Annotated in this window: 20 protein-coding genes; 5 read left to right on the forward strand and 15 right to left on the reverse strand. The window is 65.6% G+C overall.

Annotated features, from left to right (window positions below; genetic code table 11):
* Nucleotides 1-65: 65 nt before the first annotated feature.
* Entirely contained in the window at nt 66-1,358 is a 1,293-nt protein-coding gene (locus W930_RS0106785) for a TIGR03862 family flavoprotein (RefSeq protein ID WP_023874468.1), read from the reverse strand.
* A gap of 247 nt (nt 1,359-1,605) precedes the next feature.
* Between W930_RS0106785 and W930_RS0106790 the strand changes: the two genes are divergently transcribed.
* Entirely contained in the window at nt 1,606-2,355 is a 750-nt protein-coding gene (locus W930_RS0106790) for a class I SAM-dependent methyltransferase (protein ID WP_023874469.1), read from the forward strand.
* An 83-nt stretch (nt 2,356-2,438) separates the two neighbouring features.
* On the opposite strand, the gene W930_RS0106795 is transcribed toward W930_RS0106790, so the two are convergent.
* The 6 genes from W930_RS0106795 to astD all read right to left on the reverse strand — a co-directional run bounded on the left by W930_RS0106795 (nt 2,439) and on the right by astD (nt 7,211).
* On the reverse strand, nt 2,439-2,630 hold the full coding sequence (locus tag W930_RS0106795; protein ID WP_023874470.1) for a DUF2964 family protein: 192 nt from the start codon (nt 2,628-2,630) through the stop codon (nt 2,439-2,441).
* A 147-nt stretch (nt 2,631-2,777) separates the two neighbouring features.
* On the reverse strand, nt 2,778-2,987 hold the full coding sequence (locus W930_RS0106800) for a DUF2964 family protein (RefSeq protein WP_023595816.1): 210 nt from the start codon (nt 2,985-2,987) through the stop codon (nt 2,778-2,780).
* A 180-nt stretch (nt 2,988-3,167) separates the two neighbouring features.
* Entirely contained in the window at nt 3,168-3,470 is a 303-nt protein-coding gene (locus tag W930_RS26470) for a DUF1488 domain-containing protein (protein WP_023874471.1), read from the reverse strand.
* Between the two features lie 200 nt (nt 3,471-3,670).
* Nucleotides 3,671-4,237, reverse strand: a complete 567-nt coding sequence (locus W930_RS0106810; RefSeq protein WP_023874472.1) for an NADPH-dependent FMN reductase — start codon at nt 4,235-4,237, stop codon at nt 3,671-3,673.
* Between the two features lie 69 nt (nt 4,238-4,306).
* A complete protein-coding gene (astB, locus tag W930_RS0106815; RefSeq protein WP_023874473.1) occupies nt 4,307-5,671 on the reverse strand; it encodes an N-succinylarginine dihydrolase in 1,365 nt (454 codons plus the stop codon).
* Between the two features lie 58 nt (nt 5,672-5,729).
* Nucleotides 5,730-7,211 carry a succinylglutamate-semialdehyde dehydrogenase gene (gene astD, locus W930_RS0106820; protein ID WP_023874475.1) on the reverse strand — a complete coding sequence of 494 codons (1,482 nt, stop codon included), beginning with the start codon at nt 7,209-7,211 and terminating at the stop codon, nt 5,730-5,732.
* 199 nt (nt 7,212-7,410) lie between these two features.
* On the opposite strand from astD, the gene astE reads away from it, so the two are divergent.
* From astE to ydiK, 3 genes are all read left to right on the forward strand, one after another.
* Nucleotides 7,411-8,451 carry a succinylglutamate desuccinylase gene (gene astE / locus W930_RS0106825; RefSeq protein ID WP_024788483.1) on the forward strand — a complete coding sequence of 347 codons (1,041 nt, stop codon included), beginning with the start codon at nt 7,411-7,413 and terminating at the stop codon, nt 8,449-8,451.
* Between the two features lie 457 nt (nt 8,452-8,908).
* Nucleotides 8,909-10,549, forward strand: a complete 1,641-nt coding sequence (locus W930_RS0106830; protein WP_145929460.1) for a hypothetical protein — start codon at nt 8,909-8,911, stop codon at nt 10,547-10,549.
* A 128-nt stretch (nt 10,550-10,677) separates the two neighbouring features.
* On the forward strand, nt 10,678-11,901 hold the full coding sequence (gene ydiK, locus W930_RS26475; protein WP_023595809.1) for an AI-2E family transporter YdiK: 1,224 nt from the start codon (nt 10,678-10,680) through the stop codon (nt 11,899-11,901).
* 563 nt (nt 11,902-12,464) lie between these two features.
* Here the strand turns inward: ydiK and fahA are convergent.
* Nucleotides 12,465-13,739: a fumarylacetoacetase gene (fahA, locus tag W930_RS0106840; protein WP_023595808.1), complete on the reverse strand. Its 1,275-nt coding sequence runs from the start codon at nt 13,737-13,739 to the stop codon at nt 12,465-12,467.
* Nucleotides 13,740-13,844: 105 nt separating this feature from the next.
* Nucleotides 13,845-15,164 (reverse strand): homogentisate 1,2-dioxygenase, encoded by a 1,320-nt coding sequence (gene hmgA, locus W930_RS0106845; RefSeq protein ID WP_023874480.1) that lies wholly within the window; start codon nt 15,162-15,164, stop codon nt 13,845-13,847.
* A 114-nt stretch (nt 15,165-15,278) separates the two neighbouring features.
* On the opposite strand from hmgA, the gene W930_RS0106850 reads away from it, so the two are divergent.
* Nucleotides 15,279-16,184, forward strand: coding sequence for a LysR family transcriptional regulator (locus W930_RS0106850; protein ID WP_023595806.1), 906 nt, complete (start codon nt 15,279-15,281; stop codon nt 16,182-16,184).
* A gap of 24 nt (nt 16,185-16,208) precedes the next feature.
* Here the strand turns inward: W930_RS0106850 and W930_RS0106855 are convergent, their stop codons facing one another.
* The 6 genes from W930_RS0106855 to corA form a co-directional block, all read right to left on the reverse strand.
* Entirely contained in the window at nt 16,209-19,592 is a 3,384-nt protein-coding gene (locus W930_RS0106855; RefSeq protein ID WP_080685112.1) for an ATP-binding protein, read from the reverse strand.
* Between the two features lie 29 nt (nt 19,593-19,621).
* Nucleotides 19,622-20,296, reverse strand: a complete 675-nt coding sequence (locus tag W930_RS26480; protein ID WP_023595804.1) for a response regulator transcription factor — start codon at nt 20,294-20,296, stop codon at nt 19,622-19,624.
* A 285-nt stretch (nt 20,297-20,581) separates the two neighbouring features.
* Entirely contained in the window at nt 20,582-21,121 is a 540-nt protein-coding gene (locus W930_RS0106865) for a hypothetical protein (protein ID WP_141571693.1), read from the reverse strand.
* Between the two features lie 450 nt (nt 21,122-21,571).
* Nucleotides 21,572-22,483: a sulfite exporter TauE/SafE family protein gene (locus W930_RS0106880; RefSeq protein ID WP_023874484.1), complete on the reverse strand. Its 912-nt coding sequence runs from the start codon at nt 22,481-22,483 to the stop codon at nt 21,572-21,574.
* A 260-nt stretch (nt 22,484-22,743) separates the two neighbouring features.
* Nucleotides 22,744-24,048, reverse strand: coding sequence for a CaiB/BaiF CoA-transferase family protein (locus W930_RS0106885; RefSeq protein ID WP_023874485.1), 1,305 nt, complete (start codon nt 24,046-24,048; stop codon nt 22,744-22,746).
* 211 nt (nt 24,049-24,259) lie between these two features.
* Nucleotides 24,260-25,237, reverse strand: coding sequence for a magnesium/cobalt transporter CorA (gene corA, locus W930_RS0106890; RefSeq protein WP_023595798.1), 978 nt, complete (start codon nt 25,235-25,237; stop codon nt 24,260-24,262).
* Between the last annotated feature and the right edge of the window lie 38 nt (nt 25,238-25,275).

Genomic DNA, 25,275 nt, shown 5'->3' on the forward strand with positions numbered 1-25,275 from the left:
CGGGATCCCGGGCGCCCCCTGAGCGCGCGCCCCGCCACGCGCCGGCCCGAAGTGTCGGCGAGCGTTCAGCGCAGCGACTTGAGATAGGTAGCCGCGCCGTCGCCCGCCACGCACGCGCTCGCGAAACAGGCCGTAAGCAGATAGCCGCCTGTCGGCGCCTCCCAGTCGAGCATTTCTCCCGCACAGAACACGCCCGGGAGCGCGCGGATCATCAGGTGCGCATCCAGTGCGTCGAGCGACACGCCACCGGCGCTGCTGATGACTTCGGCGATCGGGCGCGTGCGCAGCAACGTCAATGGCAGCCGCTTGATGCCGGCGGCGAGCGCCGCCGGCGAATCGAACGTCTCGCGCGGCAGGCACTCCCGCAGCAAACCGGCCTTCACGCCCGCGATCCCCAGCCGGCTTTGCAGATGGCTCGCCATGGAGCGCGATCCGCGCGCATGATTCACTTCCCCGACCACCCGCTCCAGCGGCCAGTCAGGCAGCAGATCGAGGTAGACCGTAGCCTGGCCATCGGCGGCGATCGCATCACGAATCGGGGCGCACATGGCGTACACCAGGCTACCCTCGATGCCATGCTCCGAAATCACGAACTCGCCCCGGCGCGCCTGCCCGCCGGGCAGCGACAGGGTCACGGATTTGACCGGCTGGCCGGCGAACCGCTCACGCATGTGCGGCGTCCAGTCCACCTCGAACCCGGCATTGGCCGGACGCATCGGCGCAACGTCCACCCCGCGTTCGCGTAGCCAGGGCACCCATGCGGCGTCCGATCCCAACTGCGGCCAGCTCGCGCCACCCAGCGCCAGCACAACGGTCTTGGCGCGGATCTCCAGCTCGCCTTGCGGCGTGGCGAACCGGAGCCGATGCACGCCGTCCGACGTCGCGCAGGGCTCCCAACCCAGCCAGCGATGCCGGACGTGCAGGCGGACGCCCGATGCGCGCAGGCGTGCGAGCCACGCCCTCAGGAGCGGCGCCGCCTTCATGTCGACGGGAAACACTCGCCCCGAGGTGCCAACGAAAGTATCGATGCCCAGCCGGTGGGCCCAGGTGCGCACGTCGTCGGCACCAAAGCGCCGCAACCACTGTCCGACTTCATTCGCACGCGTGCCGTAGCGGGCCACGAACGGCCCGGCGCTTTCGCTGTGCGTGAGGTTCATGCCCCCCTTGCCCGCCATCAGAAACTTGCGCCCCACCGACGGCATCGCGTCATACACGTGGGCACGCCACCCGTCCGCCGCCAGCACTTCGGCGGCCATCAGCCCCGCCGGGCCGGCGCCGATCACGGCGACATCGATGGGGTCGACGCCCGCCGAGGTCGGAAGATCGGGCGAGGTCCTGGAAACGTGGGTCGGGGTCATGCGCTGGGATCGGAATGGCAGGATATCGGTGTCACGGCAGCCGCCACACCCGTCGAATACCTGGAAACACGGGCGCTCGAGTCGATGGGCGGCGTCGAAGCCCGATATTGTCCCACATCGAAGGCCCGGCTCGCATTGCCATGGCCCCGGCGCCCCCGTGCCGTCGCCATGTGACGCCTGCCATGAACATCGGGCGCTTTGGCGTTACAATCGCCCCCCATTTTTCCGTTCGCTCAGGGAGTCACGCATGTCGTCATCCGATTCGGCGTCGATGGGACGCGCCGCTTATGCCAGCTTCGCGGAGCGCTACGCGCAAATTGCCGTCACGAAACCGCACAATGCGCTCTACGAGCGCCCCGCGACCCGCGCGCTGCTCGGCAGCGTGGGCGGGCTTCACGTGCTCGACGCCGGTTGCGGCCCGGGCATCAACAGCGCCTGGCTGGTCGAACAAGGCGCGAGCGTGCATGGCATCGACGTGACGCCGGAGATGATCACGCTGGCGCGCCGGCGCTGCGAAGGGATGAACGCCAAGTTCGATATTCAGGATCTCGGCACCCGCTTCGAGACGCTGGCGGACAACAGCTTCGACGCCATCGTGAGCGCACTTGCCCTCGATTATGTGGAAGACCTCGTGCCGACGTTTCACGAGTTCGCCCGCGTGTCGCGCCCGGGCGCGACACTCGTCTGGTCGATGGGACATCCGATGCGCGACTGGCTCGACGAGCGCACTCGCCGCAACCGCCCGTACTTCGACACCACGAAATTCGGGATGTACTGGAGCGGATTTGGCGAACCCAAGCCGTACGTGGAGTCGTTCCGTCGCCCGTTGGCGGACATTCTGAACGCCGCCGCAGGCGCTGGCTGGCAGCTCGAGCGCATGGTCGAGCCTCTGCCGCAACCGGAAATGAAAGCCGTCGATCGTCGCCTCTACGACGAACTGTCACAGGTGCCTGCGTTCATGTGCCTGCGCGCGCGCCTCGGCCCGACGGCCCGCTGAAGCCGCGATCCGGTCTCCCAGACGACGCACCACGCTTCACGACGCCCCATGCACGGGACCTGACGTCAACGGCCTCGGGCATCTCACGTCTGGTCGCGCGCGCCCCAGGGAATCAACATGGTCGCGGTACAGGTCGCCCCCAGCAGGACGGCGGCCACGCCGTAGCGCGACACGTCGGGCAGGTTGAACAGCAGACCGTGAATCGTGGCAAAAATGCCTCCGAGCATCACGAACGAAGTGATGGAGGCAATTGCGACGCGCAGATCGGAACACATACGTCACCTCACCACGAGGCCACGCCCGTTGCGAAGCGCTGCACGCAGGAGATCGATGCGAGCGCCGCTCACGCGGCGCCCGGGCGGCTTCGACGGCGTCCCTCACTTAGTAGTGTAGGTCGCCATCGACGGGAACGTTAGTCCCCTTCAGGGCTTGGACGGTGTATCGCGCTCCTCGTCGCGCGGCCACGGCGTGAGCATCACGACGATGAACAGAATGCCGAACAGCACGGTGATCACGCCGCCGTGCATGACTTGCGATTTGTCGTACAGCAACCCGTGAATGGTGGCGAATGCCCCGCCCAGCGTCATGAACGCCGCGATCGAGGCAATGACGACGCGGAATTCCGAACCCATGGCGACTCCTTATCGTTATCGGCAATAGTGCCGCTCGGGTTACGCATCGCGCGTTCACCCGAATGACAATTGAAGTCTACGCCGAACCCTTTGGCTCGCCAATTGAGTCGCATGCCTAATCATGCCGACCGTTGACGCATGTCAACGTCTCCGTAGAGAAGGCGTCAGCGCCAGTGGCGGTTATCGCCCCGCCTCCTGACGCCGCGCCTCGCGCACCCAGCGAAAATGCCCGCTGCGCAGCAGCACCGGGCCGGCCAGCCCCATCGTCAAGTATTGACGCGTGAGCGCCTCGATATGACTGCGACCGTGTTCGAAGGCATGCAGCAGATCGTCCGCGCGCGCCGAATAAGCGCCGAAGTGATCCTCCAGCGCTTCGGCGGATACGGCGCAATCGATCGGGCGGCCATTCACGACAACCGCGAATTCGATCGTCAGGTCCTCATAGTTGAACACGGGACGGTGATCCGGAAACTCGATTTGCATGGCGACACCCCGGGTGAAAGGCAGGACGCGATCGACGTGTCGGCCGACACGTTCCATCCAGCATAGTGCATCGCCGGACGATGGGTAAATCGCATCGCTTATCCGTTCGTCCATGGCGATTGGGGAAGGTTCGCGTCACCTGCACACCGAATAAATCACCTCAATATATTCCCACAAACCATTGATTTAAATGAATTTTATCAGCCCTGCACATTTCCTTGCCTCAGGAACATCACGAAGCCTTCGACGAAGGCGGCCAATTGCTGGCGCACCGCATCGTCCTGCAGCTTGCCGTCTGCGTCGATGGCCTTGTTGGCATGCGACACCATCAATCGGCCCTGCCACCAAGGGGTCGTCTGGAGCGTGCGAAGCACCGGCAGCCATGCTTCCTGGCTGAGGATCGTGCCGAAGCCGCCGGGCGACGCCCCCATGATCGCTACCGGCTTGCCGCGAAACACTCGCGCGCTATCGGCAGGCGGCCGCGATAGCCAATCGATGGCATTCTTGAAGACGCCCGGCATGCCGTTGTTGTACTCGGGGGTCGACAGGAGCAGGCCGTCGGCGTTCGCAATGGCGTCCTTGAGCGTGGTGACGGCCGCCGGAATTCCCTCGCTCGCCTCGACATCGCCGTCGTATAGCGGAATGCCGTGCAGCGTGCGAATGTCGAGCGTGACGCCCGCCGGCGCCACCGCTTTGGCCGCCTCCAGCAGCGCCGTGTTGTACGAGCCCTTGCGCAGGCTGCCGGACAAACCAATGATCGTGGTCATCGAATCAACTCCTCCCAGAGGTAACAGATAGCAAACAGAACCGCATGTGCAAGTGCACCGGACGTCGGGTCAGGCATTGCGCTGGAACGGGTAGAGATCTGCGCCCAGGCCCAGCAGGCGGGTAAGGTCGTCGAGCGCGGTGCGGCACTCGTCGAGCAGCGCCGGGTCGGCCAGATCGCTCACGGCCAGCCGGTCTCGATAGTGGCGCTTGACCCAGTCGGTCAACGCGGCATAGCGCGCGTCGTCGATCCAAAGCCCGGCGTGTGTTGCCCGCCGCTCCTGTTCCGTCAGCACAACCCGAAGCCGCAGGCACGCCGGCCCGCCACCGTTGCGCATGCTCTCGCGCAGATCGAAGACATGCAGCTCGCGAATCGGGCCGTCGTCGGCCACGAGCGATTCGAGATAGCGCCAGACCGCCGTGCGCTCACGGCACTCCTGCGGCACGACCAGACGCATTCCGCCCCCCGCATCCGGCGGGCGGGCGAGCAACTGGCTGTTGAAAAGATAGCTGCCGACCGTGTCTTCAAGAGAGACGGCGTCGGAAGATACTTCGATCACCTCCAACTCGGCGCCGCGCGCGGCAAGCCGCTCGCGCAGCCGCGCCAACACCGCCGGTTGATCGACGAACGCCTGCGCGTGGCAGAACAGGACGTTGCCGTTGCCCACGGCAATCACGTCGTTGTGGAAAACACCGGCGTCGATGGCGTCCGGGTGTTGCTGCGCGAACACCACATCGTCCTCGGCCAGCCCGTGCAGCCGCGCAATCGCCTGGCTGGCCTGTAGTGTCTGACGCGCGGGGAAGCGGCGCGGTGCGGGCGCGCTCGAGAGATCGTCACGGCCGTACACGAAGAACTCGACGCCGCGCTCGCCATAGGCGCCGCACAGGCGCGTGTGATTGGCCGCGCCCTCGTCGCCGAGCGACGGCCAGCCCGGGAGGGCGTCGTGATGCGCGAAATGCGAGGCGTCGCCGAACGCGACGCGCAGCACGCGCGACGTGGTGTCGTGTTCGATGGCACGGTGCAGCTTGCTGCAAAGGTTGGCCGCCGTGAAATGCACCCGGCCGTCTGCGGTATCGGCCGACGGACTCACCGTTGCGGCGTTGGCTGTCCACATGCTCGCCGCCGAACAGGCGGCGCCCAGCAACGCGGGCGCGGTGCGCGCGGCCTCGCGAATCATCGCCCCGTCGCTGCCGGAGAACCCCAGCGTGCGAAGCATGGCCACCGACGGGCGCTCCTGGGGCGGTAATACCCCCTGGGCATAACCGAGATCGGCCAGCGCCTTCATCTTGGCCAGCCCCTGCAACGCCGCCTCGCGCGGATTTGAGACGCGATTGGCGTTGTTCGCCGAGGCAACGTTGCCGAACGACAGCCCTGCATAATTATGCGTGGGGCCGACCAATCCGTCGAAGTTGGCTTCGATGGCAAAACGCGTCATGACGATTCCTGAATAACGAAGTTACGGAGCAGCGGCATCGTGGATGCGATGCATGCGGTCAAGCCACCGTGAAGTCCAGCCCCGGACTCAGGGACGCCGGCATGACCGGGTGATCGGCTTCCATGGATGCGATCGGGTACGCACAGTAATCCGCTGCGTACCAGGCGCTGGGTCGATGATTGCCCGACGCCCCGATGCCGCCGAACGGTGCGCTTCCGGCGGCCCCGGTCGTCGGCCGGTTCCAGTTGACGATGCCCGCACGGATTTCGGAGAGAAACCGCGCATGGCGAGACGGATCGTCCGACAACAGGCCCGCGGCCAACCCGTAGCGCGTGCGGTTGGCCAGCGCGATCGCCTCGTCGAACGTGTCGTAGCGCAGCAGTTGCAACAGCGGACCGAAATACTCTTCGTCCGGCAGCGCATCGCGCGCCGCGAGCGCGCTCACGTCGATAATGCCGGGGGTGAGCAATGCGCTTCTCCCGTCGGGTTGCGCGAGCGGCACGACGATACGCGCGCCAAGCCCCATCAGTTCCGCCTGCGCGGCGATCATGCGGCGGGCCGCCTGCAACGACACGACTGCGCCCATGAACGGCTGAGGGTCGGCATCATAACGCCCAACGGCGATGCGCCGGGTGACGAACGCCAGCCGTTCGATGAAAGCATCGCCCTGCGCCCCGCGCGGCACGATCAGGCGGCGTGCACATGTGCAACGTTGCCCGGCCGACAAGAACGCTGACTGAACGGCCACGTGCACGGCCGCATCGAGATCGCGGACGACGTCGACAACCAGCGGATTGTTGCCGCCCATCTCCAGTGCCAGGATCTTCTCGGGGCGTCCCGCGAATTGCTGGTGCAGCGCGCGCCCCGTGGCCGAGCTTCCGGTGAAGCACACGCCGTCGATCCCGTCGTGCGCGGCGAGCGCGACACCGGTATCGCGTGCGCCCTGCACAAGATTGAGCACACCGGGTGGAACGCCGGCGTCGATCCAGCATTGCAGCGATTGCTCGGCGACGCCGGGCGCCAGCTCGCTCGGCTTGAACACCACCGTATTGCCCGCGAGCAGCGCGGGCACGATGTGCCCGTTAGGCAGATGCCCGGGGAAGTTGTAGGGGCCGAAGACCGCCATGACGCCATGCGCGCGATGTCGAACCACACCGCGAGCGTCCGCGACGGCGCTGCGTCGCTCTCCCGTGCGCTCCTCATGGGCCTTCGCCGAATGCGCAACCTTGGCGGCCATGGTCGCCACTTCCGTACGCGCTTCCCACAGCGGCTTGCCGGTCTCTCGGCCAATGGCATCCGCCAGCGACTGTGTTCGTTCCGTCACTAGCGCGGCAAAGCGCTGCAATACCGCAAGTCGCTCGTCGAGTCGCCAACGCGACCAATCGTGCTGCGCGCGTCGCGCGGCCTGCACGGCGGCGTCGACATCCGCCGCATCGGCCGCGTGGCCGCGCCAGACGACATCGCCCGACACGGGGTCGACCGATTGGAGTTCCGCCCCGCCGGCGCCGCGCCAGAGACCTTCGATATAGAGATCGGCCATGAACGACAATTCCCGAGGCCACGCCCGATAGTGCGGCGTGCAATGCGGATCATGATGACACGGATTCGACAGCCGGAACAATGCGCGCGCGTCGCACATCGGGCCAAGCCCGCGTCAGACCGACATCGTCCGCGTCAGATCAAGGTCATCGCGAAGACACGCATAGAATGAGGGCCTGAGTTTCCGGAGATTCCCCACCATGACCGCTGCTGATCGCTCACCCCTGCGTCGTTGGCTAAGCGACGTACGCGATTCGCATGAATCGCCAGATGCCCCTCACGGCGAAGGCATCGACCCCTGCGGCGTTCGCTGGCGACGACATGCGGAGGGCGTGCTCGAACTGACGCCGGCAGCGACAGGCGGCACGACCCACGGCCACCGTTTCGATGCGATTCTCTCGTGCGGCATTCACGGCGACGAGACGGCGCCGATCGAAATCGTCGACGGCATATTGCGCGATATCGCCGACGCGCGCCTGACGTTGCGCGAGCGCGTGCTCGTCGTGCTCGGCAACCCGGACGCCGTGCGGGCGGGCAAGCGCTATCTCGAGTACGACCTCAACCGGCTGTTCCAGGGCGCTCACGCCACGCGCGCCGAATCCCCGGCCGTACAGCGCGCGCGTGAGCTCGAGGTCATCGTGGGGCAGTTCTTCTCGGGCGTCGACGGCGTGCGCCGCAAGCGACGCCATGTCGACATGCACACGGCGATCCGCGCGTCGCTTTTCCCGCGCTTCGCCGTGGTGCCCGGCACGGCGCAGCACGTGCCGGACGATGCATGGCTCGACACGCTCGCCGCCGCCGACATCGACGCCGTCATGCTGACCGAGCAACCTTCCGTGACGTTCTCCTATTACACCTGCGCCCGCTTTGGCGCCGAGAGCTGCACGCTGGAACTCGGCAAAGTCGCGCCTTTCGGCCAGAACCGGCTCGCCGATTTCGTCGGCATCGACGCCGCGCTGCGGCGCTGGCTCTCAGGCGACGAGATGGGTGCACGTGACAGCGGCCAGACCCGGCAGGCGCGGCGTTTTCGCGTGGCCGCGGAAATCGTTCGACACACCGACGCCTTCGTGCTCGACGTGCCCGCCGACACGCCGAATTTCACCCCCTACCCGGCCGGCACGGTGCTCGCGCGCGATGGCGAGAACACGTACATCGTCTCGCACCCGGAAGAGCGCATCGTGTTTCCGAATCCGAATGTCGCAAACGGTTTGCGCGCCGGTGTGATGGTTGTGCCGGCCTGAGCGCGCGCTGGCGACGGAGCGACGGGGCGACACCTGGCGTCGACATCTGGCCGGCGGGAGGATGGCGAAGCGCCTGCGGGCCTCGCCCCTACGCAACTTCGCGCATGAACGTTTCCAAACGCACGAATGGGCGTCGTCGGGGCATGGGGTTGCAGGTACCATCGCCGACATCTTTTCATCTGCGAAATGGCGGCGAGCGGCGCGGGCAAAGGGATTTGCGTGTGTCCGGCTGTCCATCGACGACATGCCCAACTCATGGTTCTCCTCGCAATCCGCCAGCTCGACGCCCCTCCATATCTACGCGAATCACGCCCCATCCACGCCGAATGTCGCCTGCCATGGCGGCCTCGCCGACGATTTCGCCCACGCCCGTCAGACGGCGGTTGGCACGTCGGCCTGTCGACCGGGCCCCGCGGCACCGACACGCGTGCGAGCGCGACATGACGAACGGCAATTGGTGGCCCGCCGCCCCGCGCCGCTGCAAGTCTCGAACGAGGCGACGGCGACGCCGCCGATTCGCCGCGTCGTGGACGACAGCGTTTCACGCACCGAGCAGATCTACACCGCACTTCGCGACGACGTTGCGCTGCCCGCGCTGCGCCGGTTCGAACGCCTGCATCGCTTCCGCGCGTCGCCGGGAAACGGTGACACGGGCCGCGCTTCGGAGGACCGACCCAATCCTGTCTGGTTCGACAATCTGCAGCCGCACCTGCGGGTGGAGGCGCAGATCCTGTCGCAGCGCGGACTGGACGCCGCGAAGTTCCGGCAGCGCCTGGGCGAACTCATTCGCCACGAGCATCCCGGGCTTTCATGGCGGGCCACGCGTGCAGGCCTCGAGCGCGATGCATTGCCATTTGCGCTCGGCTCGACACTGCTGTCGATGCTGGCCGATCTCGTCGATCCGGGGCGCTCGCGGTCCGTGCTGTGGCCACCGGTGGAGGCGGCGGGCGTGGTGCTCGTCAATCTGCTCGGCATGGCGCGCTTCAACGCCGTCCATCCCACGTTCGCCAGCCGCCTGGGACGAGCCACGCCCGCGCAGGCTCAGGAGGCCCTGGCGCGCATGCTTCGTTGTCCGGTACGCGAAGTGCTCGGGCACGTTGCCGCCTTCGTCCTGTGCTACGGATTGCTGCGCAACCTGGGACGCGTGGTCGCCGAAGCCGGCCTGACGGCGTGCGTTCCCGGACTGATGTCGCACCGTTTCGGCAACACGATTCACTCCGCACTCGAAATTCTGCTCGCCCCGATTCCCGGCGCTTTGCTCGGACCCGCCATCGACCGTCTTTCCATGCCGAGGGAGTATGCGGCGCTGGAAATCGCCATCCAGGACCGCTTTGCCGACCTGATCTGTCGCACCGGCACCGATACTGGCGCCGGCGGCAGTTGGCCGTCCGTCTGGCACCAATTCTCGGGATTGGTACGGTCGACCGCCCCGAAAGCGATATGGGCGACGTTGACGCTGGGCTTCTATTTCCTGTCGACCCTGCACGACGGCGCCGCGCAGGCTCAGGACGGCGAGGCAATGGCCGAGCCCGGCGCCCCGCTCTCGGCCAACGCCACATCGGCGCCCGCAGCGGCGGGCCAGCAGGGGACCGACGTCGACTGGCACGGGCTGTCCGTGCTCGGTGTGCTGTACGGACTGATCGGCGGCATTGTCGCGTTGCAGGGCATGGCGGCGCGAAACGACGACATGGCCACCGCATACACGCGCCGACGCGGCCGTCCGAAGGTCAGCACGGCCACCGTGACATCGCAGGCCGACTCGGGCCGCGCGTCGACCAGTTCGTATGCCGGGACACCGGACAGCCCGCTCGGCCGACCCGCCCTTCCGAGCGACGCGAGCGACTCCCTCACGGACCCCGGCGACACATCCGGCGACGATTCGGTCTTCTTGCCGATGCCCGGCACGGACATCGGGGACGTCATCCCGCGCCTTCCACTCGCCTCCGCCTCGCAACGGGCGCTTCGTGCGCCGCCGGTGTCGAAGCCGCAAACGCGCAGGCATGGCACCTGCGTCGCGCCGGATCAACGCTCGTCCTCACCTTCCTCTGCGTCTTCGGCATCCTCGGCGGACGAAGCGCCCCGCACGACGCCTTTGTGACGAAGTGTTGCGCGCACTTGCCGTGGCTGGCCCGGCGTGGCATCTTGCTCCCAGAGCGCAATCGATGCGCATGAATCCCCTTTCGGACGCACCGCACGACGCGTCACGCCCTGCCTGCCGGAGCGCCTATGCTTTCCACCACCCCGAGCGAACTCGCCCGTAACCTGCTGGTCATCCTCGTGCTCAGCCTGTTGATGATCGGCACCTTGTGGGTCCTGTTGCCCTTCCTCCCGGCTTTCATCTGGGCAGTCACGATCGTGGCATCCACCTGGCCATTGCTCGTCGGCCTGCAAAGGCGCCTGTGGGGCAAGCGCTGGCTGGCGACCACGGTCATGATCATCGGCATGCTGATCATCGTCGTCGCCCCCCTGTCGGCCGCGATCGGCACATTGATCGGTCACGCGTCGGATATCAGCGAACAGGTGCATGCGTTCGGTCAACGCGGCCTGCCGATGCCGCCCGACTGGCTCGCCCGCCTGCCGGTGATTGGCCAGCGCGCCAGCGAGGAGTGGCAGACCCTTGCCGCGGCCGGACCCGATGGTCTGGTCGCGAAGATCCAGCCTTACGCCGCGAAGGCGGCGTCCTGGGGATTCGCAAAGCTCGGGTCGATCGGATTGCTCGTGGTCCACCTCGGCCTGACGCTCATCATTTCCGGCATTTTGTTCATGCAAGGCGAACGTGCGGCGCGCGCACTCATTCGCATGGCGCGTCGACTGGGCGGTGACCGCGGCGAGGAGTCGGTGCGATTGGCTGGCATGTCGATTCGCGCGGTGGCCCTGGGCATCGTCGTGACCGCCGTGACGCAATCGCTGCTCGGTGGGCTCGGATTATGGCTCACGGGTGTGCCGCTTTCCGGCTTCCTGACCGCGTTGATGCTCGTGCTGTGCATTGCGCAGATCGGGCCGTTTCCGGTGTTGCTCTCGAGCGTCGCGTGGCTTTACTGGCAGGACAGCCCCACCCTCGCCACGCTCCTGCTCGTACTCTCGGTGTTCATCGGCATGCTCGACAATGTCATGCGTCCCATGCTCATTCGGCGTGGCGCCGACCTGCCGATGACGCTGATTCTCGCCGGCGTGCTCGGCGGCATGTTGACGTTCGGTATCGTCGGCCTGTTCGTCGGGCCGGTGATTCTCGCGGTGACCTATACGTTGCTGACGGCATGGATCAACGAAGGGCTGAACCGCCCCCCGATGGCACCCAGCGGGGCGCCCTCGCCATCTTCGGCGGCAGTCCCCGATGCGACGAGCGTGCCGGGCACGCAGGGCAGGTCGACCGCCGACGATTCGTCTGGCGCCAATGCGCTCGCCAAGGCACCCGCTGCCGGGACACCCCCCGGCAATCGGAGGCCATAACCCTGCGCGCCGATTTGCGCGGTCCGGAAAACCTCCTCGTCACGCAAATCGGCCCGATTTTTCAGACCGCTTCACCTGTCGCACTTCGCCCCGGCGTGGCTAAATGCTTCCCTACTCACATGATTCGGGAGAGCTCGAATGTCACGCAACGCAGCAGCTTCCTCGCGCACCTCACCTCTTGCGCGCGCGCAGCACAAGCCACGCGCGCCGCGCATTCCGCGCAGGGCGCGCCTCGGCGACCCACCGCTACTGCGCCGCGTCGGCAACGAACTTGTGTACACACCGACACGTTGCCGCGTGAGCGCCAGCCTGCTCGTCGGGCGCGTCAATCCTTGGTGGCTGCGCCTTGCGTCGCCCCCCACCTCGGGGGCATAAATACGAACACGCATGGCGTCTGCGGAAACGACAAGCGCGCCGGCCGGCGAACCGGCACAGCGCGCTGTGCGTCTCCGAGCGCGGCGACCGGTGTGAGACCGGGTACCGCGCAACGGCATTCGACGAGCGTCAGTGAGACCCGACCCGGCCTATTGGCGCATGGCCGGTCTCATGTCCCGGGTCGCTCGTTATTGCGCCTTGGCAGGCAGAATCTTGCCCGCGACCTCGCCGAAGCCGATGCGATAGCCGTCGCCCTGGCACCAGCCCGTCATCACGACCGTATCGCCGTCCTCGATGAAGGTGCGCTTGGCGCCGCTGGCGAGGGTGATCGGATGCTTGCCGTTCCACGTCAACTCGAGCAGGCTGCCGAACGAGTCGGGCGTCGGCCCGCTGATCGTGCCCGAGCCCATCAGGTCGCCCACGCGCACATTGCAGCCGGAGACAGTGTGATGCGCAAATTGCTGCGCCATGCTCCAGTACATGTGGCGGAAATTGGTCCGGCAAATGGACGTGGCCTGCGCATCGCCTTCGGCCTGCATCGACACTTCGAGTTCGATGTCGAAGGCGTGCTTGCCGACTTGGCGGAGGTACGGCAGCGGTTCCGGATGCTGCTCGGGACCCGCCACTCGGAACGGCTCGAGCGCCTCCATCGTCACGACCCACGGCGAGATCGACGTGCCGAACGTCTTTGCGTTGAACGGGCCGAGCGGCACGTATTCCCACTGTTGCAGATCGCGAGCCGACCAGTCGTTGAGAATTACCATGCCGAAGATGGCGGCCTCGGCGGCGTCGACACTCAGCGATTCGCCGAGCGCAGTCTCGCGACCGACGATGAAGCCGGTTTCGAGTTCGAAGTCGAGCTTGCGGCAACCGTCGAAAATCGGGCGCGGCTGATCCGGCAGCTTGATCTGCCCGTTCGGACGATGGATGTTCGTGCCGCTCACCACCACCGAGCTGGCACGGCCGTTGTAACCGATCGGGATCTCAAGCCAGTTCGGCAACAGCGCGTTGGCGGGGTCGCGGAACATGCTGCCCACGTTCGTGGCGTGTTCCTTCGACGAGTAGAAGTCGGTGTAGCCCGGGACCTGCACCGGCAGGTGCAAGGTGGCGTCGGCGAGCGGCACGAGCGCTTTCGCGCGCAACGTCGTGTTCTCGCGCAGTGCGGCATCACCGTCTGCGGCCAGCAGCGAGATGAGGCGCGCACGCGTGGCTCGCCAGGCAGCGCTGCCCAACGCGACAAACGCGTTGATCGACGATTGCGCGAAGACGGGCGAGGGCCCCGCCTGGAGCACGCCGGCCGCTTCGAGCGCGGCCAGATCGAGCACCTGGTCGCCAATGGCCACACCAACACGCGGCGACGGTTGCGATGCGGTGCTGAATACGCCAAACGGCAGGTTTTGCAGCGGGAAGTCCGTCGTACCGGTGTTGGCAGACGCGACCCAGCTTTGCGGAAGTGCGGACATGAGGGAGTTCCTTCTTCGGGGGAGCGCTTCGGCCGGCAACCCGCACAAAGCGCAGGCAGCCGGCCGTCTCAGGGTTCGGTAATATCGTGACGCGACAGGCGCCACTTACTTCTGGTCAGGGTTGAAGTGCTTCTTCAGACCTTGCCAGCAGGTGTAGTAGTTGTCTTGCAACTGTTTGGTCTCGAGCGCAAAACGCGTGGGGTGAATCACCGCGGGCGTCTCGAACATGAACGCCATTGTCGCGTCGACCTTGTGCGGCTTGCTCGTATCGGCGGCGGACGCCTTCTCGAACGTATCCGCATCCGGGCCGTGGCCCGACATGCAGTTGTGCAGGCTCGCACCGCCCGGCACGAAACCCTCGGCCTTGGCGTCGTACACGCCGTGGATCAGGCCCATGAACTCGCTGGCGATGTTGCGATGGAACCAGGGCGGACGGAACGAGTTCTCCATCGCCAACCAGCGCGGCGGGAAAATCACGAAATCGATATCGTCCACCCCCGGCGCATTGCTTTGCGATTGCAACACCAGGAAGATCGACGGATCCGGATGGTCGTAACTGATCGAGCCGATCGTGTTGAAGCGACGCAGATCGTATTTGTACGGCGCGTAATTGCCGTGCCAGGCCACCACATCGAGCGGCGAGTGGCCGATTTCGGCGCGCCACAGGGCGCCACCAAACTTCGCCACCAGTTCGAAGTCGCCTTCCACGTCCTCGTAGGCCGCCACCGGCGTGAGAAAGTCGCGCGGATTCGCCAGGCCGTTCGAGCCGATCACGCCCAGATCCGGCAGTCGGAACAGCGCGCCATAGTTCTCGCACACATACCCGCGGGCACGACCGTCGGGCAGCGTGACGCGGAAACGCACGCCGCGCGGCAGCACGGCGATCTCATAGGGTTCCACTTCGAGCACGCCAAATTCGGTGGCGATGCGCAAACGCCCTTCCTGCGGCACGATCAGCAATTCACCGTCGGCGTTGTAGAAGAACCGACCGTCCATCGACTTGTTGGCGGCGTAGACATGGATACCGCAGCCGTGGCCGCCATCCGGTCCGCCGTTGCCGGCCATCGTCACCATGCCGTCGACGAAATCGGTCGGTGCGTCGGGCATCGGCAGCGGATCCCAGCGCATCTGATTCGGCGGCGTCGGTACCGCGTCGAAGCGGCTCAGCCAACGCGTCTGCTCCACGGCCACGAACGGCTTGTGCATGGCGGCAGGACGAATCCGGTAGACCCACGAACGACGGTTATGGCCGCGCGGCGCCGTGAACGCCGTGCCGGAAAGCTGCTCCGCGTAGAGGCCATACGGCGCCCGCTGCGGCGAGTTTTGCCCGATCGGCAATGCGCCGGGAAGTGCCTCGGTCGCGAACTCGTTGGCAAAGCCGGACAAATAGCCCAGTTCCCCCTGAATTTGGTCTGCTTGGCGCATGAATGCCCTCGTCTCCTGATTTCGAATGCGTTTATTGTCCGACAAGCCATCAAATTTTGCGATATAAATAGACAAATCCACTATATTCATAATGCGAATACTAATCGCCGAGCCATGATTTCATTACGCGACGTCGATTTGAACCTGTTGGTCGTTTTTCATGCGGTGCTGACCCATCGAAGCATCTCCCAGGCGGCACGCGAACTGGGTCTGTCGCAGCCGGCCGTGAGCAATGGCCTGGCACGTCTGCGCCAGACCTTTGACGATGAGTTGTTCACGCGCACCGGGGCCGGCATGCAGCCAACCCCGTTTGCCGAGGCACTTGCCGAACCCGTTTCCGCGGCGCTCTCGGGTATTTCGCGGGCGATCAACCACCGGGAAGCGTTCGATCCGGCAAGCAGTCAGCGGGAATTCACGTTGGCGATGACAGACGTCGGGGAGGTGTACTTCATGCCGGCGTTGGTCGATCTGTGCACGCGGCTGGCACCGGGGGTACGGGTGCGCACTGTGCGAACGACCCTGCCCGACCTGAAGGAAGCCATGGCGGCCGGGCGCATCGACCTGGCCGTCGGGGCGTTTGACGATCTGACCGGGCCATTCTTCCAACGCCGGCTGTTCAGCCAACGATACGTGAGCATGTTTCGCATCGGCCACGCGCTGGACAACGCACGCTCGGGACTCAAGGAATTCCAGGCAGCGCGGCATCTGTTCGTCGCCACCGGCGACAATCCCTATGCGCGCGTAAATCAGTTGCTCGCGCAAGCAGGCTTCGGCGCCGACGCCAACTTTTGGGTACCCCACTTCATTGCCGTGCCGTACGTGGTGAGCGCCAACGACCTCGTCGTCACGGTACCGCAGAAGTTTGCCGAGCGTGCCGCGGCCCCGTTCGGCCTACGATTCGTCAAGCCGCCTGTGCGTCTTCCCGCCTTGCAGACGAATGTGTTCTGGCACCGGCGATACCATCAGGATGCCGGCAACCAATGGCTGCGGCAGTTGATTTCGGAATACTTCGTGGAATAGCCACGCCGCCTCGTAATGGCCGCGTCAGGCGTGGCTCGCGATGGCGTGCCCCTGGGCGCGAAGCCAGTCGTTCCACGCGACGTCGAGCGCATCGAACGCGGCCTCCATCTGTCCGGCCGACGCCTGCGGCGCCAGATGTTCCAACTGCGCCGCGAGCGACGCGAGTGAACTCAGACCGAACGCCATGAAGCCACCGCGCAGCCGGTGAGCCGAATGCCGCAGCGTTTCGCGCGACAGTTCGGTCAATGCCGCCCGGCAGTTTGCAATGTCCTGATCCGCGATCTTCACGAACGTATCGAGCATGTCCGAGAGCGGCAAGCGCCAATCCCGGGCCACCGCCGGCTCCGGCGCCGGCTCGAGCGCGCTTTCCACCTGACGCGCCGAATCCGCCAATGGGGCAATGTCGACGCAAAGCGACGGGTAGCGTGTACGCACGAGTTCGATCACGCGAAGCAGCGAACGGGCGTCCACGGGCTTGTAGACAACCGCGTCATAGGGCGATCTGGCGTCGCGATCGTTGCGCAGCGTCACATCCGCCGTGGCGACCACGACCGGCACATGCGGCGCCCTGGACTTGATCGCGGTCGCCAGCGCGTGGCCAGATACATGCGGCATGTTCGCGTCGGTGATCACGAGCATGTGCGATTCCGCGTCGAACGCATCGAGCGCTTCGCGCGGATCGTGGTAGCAGTCGACCATCGCGCCGAGCCCCTCGAGTTGACGCGAGAGCAACATGCCGCTGATCGGATGATCGTCGGCGACCAGCACATACCACCCTGCCAGCGGTCGCACGCGGGTCTGTGCATGGGCGGCGTCCTGCACGCCACCGGATGCCGCATGTCCTCGACGTGGCACCGCGCCCAACGCCTCCCAAAGCTCCGCCTGTTGCAGCAACGCAATGTCCTTCGGCCATGCCGGCATACTTCCCGCCGGGCGGTCCACCGGTGTCGCGCGCAGCAGGTAGACCTGCGCGCCGGCCATCCCCCGGACCGGCCATTCGTCGGCGAACAGGAGCAACCCCGCGTCCTGCGAACGCCCGCTGCCGGTGGACCACGTCACGGCGTCGCTGTATTGCATGGGCTCATAGCCCGCACGACGAATCAGCGCTTCGAGATACCAATGCCGACGGGGCAACGCACTGACATATGCGAACGTTTCGCCCGCGGCGACGACGGCCGGCGCCTCGCTGTCGGGTGCCCACGGCAGTCGCAGCGTGAAACGCATCGTCGTGCCCTCGCCCTCCTTGCTGTCGACCTGGAGCACGCCGCCCAGCATGCCGACGAACTGGTGCGAGATGGCCAGCCCCAGTCCGGTGCCGTGCTGCATGCCCGGCTCTGTCGTGCTTTTGCCGAAGGGCTTGAACAAATCGGCGAGGTCCGCCGCCGCAATGCCGACCCCGCTGTCGCTGACAGCGAACGCGACGTCGCACCCCTGCATGTCGGCGCGAGTGATCATGGCACTGAACGCCACGTGACCCTTATCGGTGAACTTGATCGCGTTGCCGACGAGATTCGTGACGACCTGGCCGAGTCGCAGCGCGTCGGTGTGCACGGCGCGGGACAACTGGGGATCGATCATCCAGTCGAGCGTCAGTCCCTGCAATCGCGCGCGGCCGGTAAACGACAGCCCGACCGCCTCCAGCTCCTTGAGCAGGGAACCGTCGCGCGAATTCAGCTCGAAGCGCCCCACCTGAATGCGCGAGTAGTCGAGCAGGTCGTTGATGAGATCGAGCAGGTTGCGCGTCGAGCTCTCCATCACGTCGACGTAATAGCGATGATCGTCGCCCAGGTTCTGCGCACTCAAGAGCTCCAGCGACGCCAGCGTGCCGTACAACGGCGTACGCATTTCGTGGCTCACCGTAGTCAGGAAGACGTCTTTCGCGCGATTCGCGCTTTCCGCTGCCAGGCGCGCCTTGCGTTGCTCCAGCTCGAACCGGCGTTGCTCCGTGACGTCCGACAGCGTGCCAATCAGCACCGGCTGCTCGCGAAACACCGTGTCGACGAAACTCACGGCATAGTGGCGCTCTCCCGCGTCGTCCATCGCACTGAGCAAGCGTCGCACGGGGCGCGCGACCACGCCGCTGTGCAACTGCCGATACATGCGCGTGAGCTCTCCGTCGCCGAGATGACGCAACAGATCGACGGTGCCGGCATACGCCGGATTGCTCATGACCACGGCCGGCTCGAAGGGGTCGATGATCGCCATGCCGACCGGCGCGGTTTCGATGAGGGTCTGAGTGAAGGCGTCTCGCTCGAGCAGCGCTTTCGTGCGCTGGCGCGCCGGTTCGATGATGCGCTGTCGCATGTAGCGCATCCCGGCGAACACGCCCGCCGCGTAGAGACACAGCAGGAGGGTTGCGCCGAGCAGCAGCGTGGCATTCTCGCGCAACAGCTCTTTCGGGCGAACCGCGTAGCGCACGAACCAGGGCGTGGACGACAGGCGACGCTCGAAGACGAGGCGCTGACCGTCGGAGCGCAGCGTCATCTGTGCGCCCCCGAAGAGCGGCAATGTCACAAGCGTTCGCAGATTGCCCAGCGAGGCGAGCGGCTGGCCTGCACTTGCAATGATGAGCCCGTCTTCCGAGATCAGTTGCAGCGCTTCCCCCGAGCGTTCCAGATTGCGCATGCGCGGCGGCACGATCATGTCCGGCGACATGCTGGTGCCAACGTAGAGCACCAGGTGGCCATCCAGATCGCGAATCGGTACGAAGCTCGATACGGTCTTCAGATGGGTGACGGGATGCTCGTAGTTGTAAGTCCAGAACGGACCTTCGCTGTTGCCCCTGATGCGCGCGTGATAGCGCTCCACCTTGTTGATCTCGGCGATCATCGCCTGCGTGTCGCTCGCCAGCTTCGACGGCGTGAACGACGCGCGTCCGATCGCCGGTCGATAGGCCGCAAAGGCGCCATCCGCGGAAATGATGAACGTTTCGTCCTGACCGTCGAGGGGACTCCAGAAGTTGGCGTCGAGCACCATGAGTCGCAGCGTCAGGCGCGCATACAGGGCGGCACGTTCAGGGGTAATGTCCGCCAGCTTGACGATCTCGAACTCGCTGTCCCATCCCACGCCGCTGATACGGCGTGCGCTGCCGGGGCTCATGCCGAGCAGCGGCTGCAGAATGCGATCGGTCAATGCCCGCGTGGCCCCGCCTTGACGCACCTTGCTGGCCTGGGTGGCTTGCGCCATGGCACGGGCCTGCTCGTTGAAGATCTCGAGGTCGCGAATTTCACGGCCGACGGCGGCGAAGAAGGACTCGGTCTTCTGGCCGCTTTGCCACAAGGTGCCGAACAACGCGTACGAGACCGCCGCCACCCAGACCGACAAGCCGAAAAGAAGTGCGAGCAGGCCACCGATACGCAGCAGGCGGCCGGCGATCGCGATGTCACGCGTCATCGTTCTGGCGGGCATATGCTCCAATGTCCGATCGGGTCACGCGCTCAGGCGGCACTCGGCGTTTCGGTCTCGCCGTCACGCGAAAACTGCACCGGGCTCGACACGTGGAGCTTGAACAATTCCATGTCGGTCCGGCAGCCCAGCTTGCACATGGCCATGCGCTTCTGGTTGTTGATCGTCTTGGCCGAGCGCTTGAGCGCGCCTGCAATCTGCGACACGTTCTGGCCGTCCAGATACATCCGCAGCACTTCCATCTCCTTGGGAGACAGCGGACGGCGCGCGGTCGGCTTGCGACGCATTTGTTCCTCGAGAATCTGCTCGGCACGCCCGCCGCGGTAACTCATGCCCCGGCGGCAGCGCTCGACGCAGACGGTGATTTCGCGAAGATCGTCGGACTTGGTCATCACACCGAGCACGCCACAACTGTCGAGCGCGTGAATGATGGCCGGTTGCTCGATCGACGTGAAGACGATGATCTTCACATCCGGATACTTGCGCCGTACGCGGTTGATCATGACCAGGCCGTCGCCGAACGCGCCGCCCGGCATGCAATAGTCGGTGATCAGAACGTCCACGGAATTCGTCTCGAGCGCCTTGAAGAGCTCAGTCGAATTGGAAACCGGCGGGAGCACGTGAAAGCCGGGGTCCGGGGAGAGCATTTCACGCAGCGTCGAGGCGACGATCGGGTGATCATCGGCAATCAGAATTTTAACCATCATGTGCGGAATCCTTTTAAAAGAAGTCAGCCGTGGGCGCGCGCGATTCTCCGCCGTGTCTACGCGTCATGGCTTCCAGAAAGAGGAATGTGCGTCTTGCCGACACACTCGTTGGTCACGAAGGCGTGACCACGTTGTCGCTACGCGGCGCTGACGGACGGAATCGTCCCCCGCGCCGCCGCGGCTACGTTATTCGGCGTAACTCGTCGCTCGCCGGCGCTGTCCGGCAATCCGGCGCTCCGGCAACATCCGGTGTCGATCTGACGCTGTCGGGCGACTATTCGACGGTTATCCGGCGTCACGGGCCGCTTTCGGCCCGTCGACGGTTGTCCAGGCCGAGCACGTCTTGTGCCCGGTCAACCGGGAGGCGCCTGTGCCGATGACCGGCTTGACACAGTAGCGAATGCGCACCCCGCGCAATCCCGCCGACGGCATCATCTCCCGTGCGCGTCCAACCACACGAATGCGTGTCGGGCCGGGCGCGGCCTCCCACAGATGCACGCTCTCGGTCTCCGGCCAATCGGCCATCCATCGATAGGTCCCGCTCACCACGCGCCCCACCTGCGGCGTACCACTCATGGCCACAGCCGCCGCGACCGGCCGCATGCGGGCTTCCACCACTTTCGCGTCTGCTCCCGCTTGCGCCGACGCCGACAACGACGCGCCCTCGTGCGCCGCTTCGCCGCCCGACACACTGGGCGTCGACGCCTGATACTCGGTGCACCCCGCCAGCAATGCCATCGCCATCGCCGTCGAGACGATCACCCGTTGCCGGATCGCGGCGGCACGGCGGCTCGCCGGTGTGCAAGCTTCCGGGGAGTCAGGCAAGACGGTCGTGGAAGTCTCAATGTGTGTCGTGGTCATCGATGCCAAAGCCGATCGCAACGCCGCGTGACGCATCGGCGAGGCGACGTCGTTACGCGCCGTTTTACGACCAGCGGAAATATAGGATAAATCTACAAAATCCTGCCGTTTTGGATCTGTTTATAGGAATCATCCTAGTCCAAATTAAGAGCATTACCGTCCGTGATTTGCATGCATCGCGCACATCGACGCCATTTCACGCGCAAGACATTCAATTCAGCGAGATGTGGTGCTCGGGCAACGTTTCAATGGACAGTCCTGTGACGAAAAGATTCATTGTCGCGTCACGAACGGAAATGAAAGGCATGGCGGGATCGCGCGGACCGTCACGGCGATCGATATTGAAGATCACTCGAAAGACGTTGCGATTTTCGAAGTATTCGAGAATCGCAAGCCGCGCCGGCGTTCGTCGAATCAGGCGCCGAATGCCTTGACGAACATGCCGATGGCGACGGCGGCCATGAGCGTCGAGAAGATTTGTTGCAGCCGGGAGGCCGCCAACCGTGGCGCCAGCGCGCGACCGAGGAGCATGCCGACCACCGCGCCCGCGACGAAAACCCAGCCCTGAGCGCCCGGATGCATGCCTTGCCACCACGCGTTAGCCACGGTGCCCGCGGAAATGAGCGCGATGACGAACAGCGAAGTGGCCACCACACCGTGCACGGTGATATCGGTAAAGCGGCGCAAGGCCGGCACGATGACGAAGCCGCCGCCGACGCCAAGCAAGCCGGACGCAAAGCCGGAAACCGCGCCGATCGCCCCCAGAACGCCCGCGACACGCGGTGTCCAGTGCAAGCGGCCCGTCGCCGGGTTCAACCGGCACGGCGGCAGCGCCTCGCCCGTCTTGCTTGCCGCCTGATTTGCCGCCTGACTTGCCGCTTGGGATGCGGCCTGATCGTCCGACGGGTTCGCCGTCTCACCTGCGGGTGGATTCGCTGCCGTTACGGCCTTCGCGGCGTTTGCCGACAGCCCGCGGGACGCGCGGTACATGCGCGCTGCCACAACCAGCATGGCGAGGGCAAACAGCCCAACCAGCCAGCGCTCCGGCAGCCGATGCGCCATCCAGGCCCCCAACGGCGCCACGCAAACACCGATCCCGGCCATGAGCATGGCCGCGCGATAGCGCACCAGACCGGCGCGCAGCCCTTGCACGCTGCCCACGGCCGCAGCAACCCCCACCGCAAGAAGCGCAACCGGCCCGGCCTGCGACACGCCCCACCCCAGCCCGAAGACCAGCGCCGGTACCGCGAAGATGCCCCCGCCCGCCCCCGTCAATCCCAGCACGAGCCCGACTGCGGCGCCAAGCAACGCAGCCGTGGGAGACATACTCGAAAGATCGGCAATCATCGGTCGGCATCCAGCAAAAAATCGGGGGGAAGTGATCGGCGAGACGCCTAATCACTAATAGTCATAAGCTTATGACCATGAATTATATAGAGACATCGGGCGGCGCGAAAGCCCCGCCTGGCAACGGGGATGGGCAAGTACCCGACGTCGCGAGGCGATGCCCCGCAGACCGCAAAAACGCCGACGGCGCCCGAAGGCGCCGTCTTGGCATACGTTTGTCGGCGCCGGAGCGGCCTGCGTCAAAAACGGCCGGGGCCGCTCACAGGCCGAGCCGTCACGTCGCCCTCGTCCGCCCCCAGCTCCGCAAGAATGTCACTCGTGTGCTCGCCGGGTGCGGGCGGATCCATCGGCGATACCGGACTGCGCCCGTTCAGGCGAACGGGAGAGACGATGGTGTGCGTCGTCTCTCCGCTAGGCAACACCATGGGCCGCACCCAGCCCATGTGTGCCACCTGCGGATCGGCCAGCACCCGCGAATAGGTACTGATGGCCGTGCATGGCACACCGACCGCGACGAGCCGGGCCAGCCAGACACCGCGGTCCTCGAGGACGAAAACCGCTTCGAGCACGTCGCGCAGCACGGCCTGATGCCGGGCACGCTCCCGCGCGTTGGCGAAGCGGGCGTCGTCGAGCAGATCGACCCGGTGCACCAGCGCGCAAATCGCTTGCCAGTGAGCCTGTCCGTCGAGATCCATGCCGAAATAGCCGTCGCGGGCACGGAAGGTCGGCCAGGGTGCCGATGGCCCGCCGAATCGCATCGTGTCGCCCTCGGCGTCGCCTGGCTCCAGGGCTCCGACGCGCGGCGCGGCGCGAGCGACGCCCGCGTTGGGCGGATTCACGCCGACGGCACCGTCACGGTCCCCGCCCATGGTCGCGGGCGGCACCAGCCCCGCGCGGTGCGCCGCCTCGGCACCTTCGTCGCCACCGCGCAATGCCGCAATGGCGAGCGTGGCGCCGAGCATCGGCACGTCGATATGAACACCCCGCCCCTGCAGTCTCGCGGCCACGAGCGCCGCGGACGTGGAAAACGCCGCATACAGCCCGGCAGCGAGGTCCGCTACCGGCAAATCGCGTGGCGGCTCCAGACCGCTCGGCGCCGCACCAAGCATTCCTCGAAGCGCCTGGAGCGCGGGCACGCCCGCGGGCTGCGTCACGGAGCGCGGCCCCTCCTGCCCGAACGCGGAGATCGATACGTAGACGAGATGGGGTTGCACGCCCGACAGCGCGTCGTAGCCGAGGCCGGCACTGGCGAGCGTGCCCGGCGGCAGGCATTCGATGACGACGTCGGCGCCGCGCACGAGCGTGTGCGCGAGGCTGCGGCCTTCGAGGGTAAGCAAATCCAGCGCCACGGAGCGCTTGTTGCGTCGCAGGCCGAGTTGTGCGGATTCGCCGAGCGGACTCCGGCTATCGTTGGAGAGATCGTCGACGGGATCGTCGACCATGATGACATCGGCCCCCATGTCGGCCAGCAGCAAGCCGCAATAAGCGCCCGCCGCGCCTCGACAGAACTCGATGACGCGGATCCCCGAGAGTGGTGCGTTCAATATCTGACCCCTAAGCGCCTGGTGTTTGTTGTATTTCTCAACCCTTGGCTGCCGTCTGACGCGGCGTTGGGGAATTCTAGTGCAATTACTCTACGCCGGTCACGACGGAAAACGGTGCGCGACGCGACCCGTTGCCACGGGGCAACACGGCGCGCTGAAGGGCATGCCGCGACACGCCCCTGACACAGATTGCGCGGGCCTCGCGGCTGCGTCACAACCAGCCGGCCTTGCGGAATTTCCGGTACAGGAGCAAATCGATGAGGATCATGGCCCCGATGCAGAGGGGGTAGCCGTACCGGAATTTCAATTCCGGGATGTCGGCGAAGTTCATGCCGTAGATGCCGGCGATCATGGTGGGCACGGCAAAGAGTGCGGCAAACGACCCCAGACGCTTCGTCGTCTCGTTCTCCGACAGCGAGATCATGCCGAGATTGACCGAGAGTGCCGTCGTGACCATTTCGCGCAGCAGATCGACATTCTTGGTGATGCGTTGAAGGTGGTCGAACACGTCCCGGAAGTACTCCTGCATGCCGCCGCAGAGCTTCGGCGCCATCGCGCCGAACAGTTTGCTGACCGCCTCCATGAGCGGCACACAGGCGTGCTGCAACGTAATGAGGCGTCGTTTGAGTTGATACAGGTCTTCGATGATGGCTCGCCCCTTGGCCGGCGCACTCGGCGTGAAGATCTGCGCCTCGATCGCCTCGAGTTGCGCTTCGAGGTCGTCGAATACGGGAAAGTAACTGTCGACGATGGCGTCCATGAGCGCGTAGAGCACGAAGATCGAGCCCTGCCGCAACAAATGGGGCTCTTTCTCCGCGCGCGCACGCACGGCGCCGAGCCCCTGCGTGGCGTTCGTACGCACGGAAAGCACGTAATTTTGCCCTGCGAAAATCGCCACTTCCCCGAGCGAGAAGTCGCCGTCGGCGTCCTTGTTGAGCACGTGCAGCACGGCGAAGAGCGAGTCGCCGTACTGCTCGATCTTCGGACGCTGGTGCCCGTGCTGCGCATCTTCCACGGCAAGGTCGTGCAGACCGAATTCATGTTGCATCTGCGCGAGCTCGCCGGGACCGGGGTCCTTGAGCGCCACCCATACGAAGCAATGCGGGCGCTCAAGGTAATCGGAGATTTCGTCGGGGTGCAGATCGGCAATCTTGCGGCCATCCTCATAGGCCACGCAATTCACTAGCATTCGTCGTCCTGGTCGAGGCGGCCGCCCTGCCGACGCAT

The sequence above is a fragment of the Pandoraea sp. E26 genome, from assembly GCF_000681415.1.
GTDB classification, from domain to species: domain Bacteria; phylum Pseudomonadota; class Gammaproteobacteria; order Burkholderiales; family Burkholderiaceae; genus Pandoraea; species Pandoraea pnomenusa.

Excerpts from the sequence above, each read along its gene's own strand:
- W930_RS0106785 (WP_023874468.1), bottom strand. The coding sequence starts at position 1,358 with ATGACCCCGACCCACGTTTCCAGGACCTCGCCCGATCTTCCGACCTCG.
- W930_RS0106790 (WP_023874469.1), top strand. The coding sequence starts at position 1,606 with ATGTCGTCATCCGATTCGGCGTCGATGGGACGCGCCGCTTATGCCAGC.
- W930_RS0106795 (WP_023874470.1), bottom strand. The coding sequence starts at position 2,630 with ATGTGTTCCGATCTGCGCGTCGCAATTGCCTCCATCACTTCGTTCGTG.
- W930_RS0106800 (WP_023595816.1), bottom strand. The coding sequence starts at position 2,987 with ATGGGTTCGGAATTCCGCGTCGTCATTGCCTCGATCGCGGCGTTCATG.
- W930_RS26470 (WP_023874471.1), bottom strand. The coding sequence starts at position 3,470 with ATGCAAATCGAGTTTCCGGATCACCGTCCCGTGTTCAACTATGAGGAC.
- W930_RS0106810 (WP_023874472.1), bottom strand. The coding sequence starts at position 4,237 with ATGACCACGATCATTGGTTTGTCCGGCAGCCTGCGCAAGGGCTCGTAC.
- astB (WP_023874473.1), bottom strand. The coding sequence starts at position 5,671 with ATGACGCGTTTTGCCATCGAAGCCAACTTCGACGGATTGGTCGGCCCC.
- astD (WP_023874475.1), bottom strand. The coding sequence starts at position 7,211 with ATGGCCGATCTCTATATCGAAGGTCTCTGGCGCGGCGCCGGCGGGGCG.
- astE (WP_024788483.1), top strand. The coding sequence starts at position 7,411 with ATGACCGCTGCTGATCGCTCACCCCTGCGTCGTTGGCTAAGCGACGTA.
- ydiK (WP_023595809.1), top strand. The coding sequence starts at position 10,678 with ATGCTTTCCACCACCCCGAGCGAACTCGCCCGTAACCTGCTGGTCATC.
- fahA (WP_023595808.1), bottom strand. The coding sequence starts at position 13,739 with ATGTCCGCACTTCCGCAAAGCTGGGTCGCGTCTGCCAACACCGGTACG.
- hmgA (WP_023874480.1), bottom strand. The coding sequence starts at position 15,164 with ATGCGCCAAGCAGACCAAATTCAGGGGGAACTGGGCTATTTGTCCGGC.
- W930_RS0106850 (WP_023595806.1), top strand. The coding sequence starts at position 15,279 with ATGATTTCATTACGCGACGTCGATTTGAACCTGTTGGTCGTTTTTCAT.
- W930_RS0106855 (WP_080685112.1), bottom strand. The coding sequence starts at position 19,592 with ATGCCCGCCAGAACGATGACGCGTGACATCGCGATCGCCGGCCGCCTG.
- W930_RS26480 (WP_023595804.1), bottom strand. The coding sequence starts at position 20,296 with ATGATGGTTAAAATTCTGATTGCCGATGATCACCCGATCGTCGCCTCG.
- W930_RS0106880 (WP_023874484.1), bottom strand. The coding sequence starts at position 22,483 with ATGTCTCCCACGGCTGCGTTGCTTGGCGCCGCAGTCGGGCTCGTGCTG.
- corA (WP_023595798.1), bottom strand. The coding sequence starts at position 25,237 with ATGCTAGTGAATTGCGTGGCCTATGAGGATGGCCGCAAGATTGCCGAT.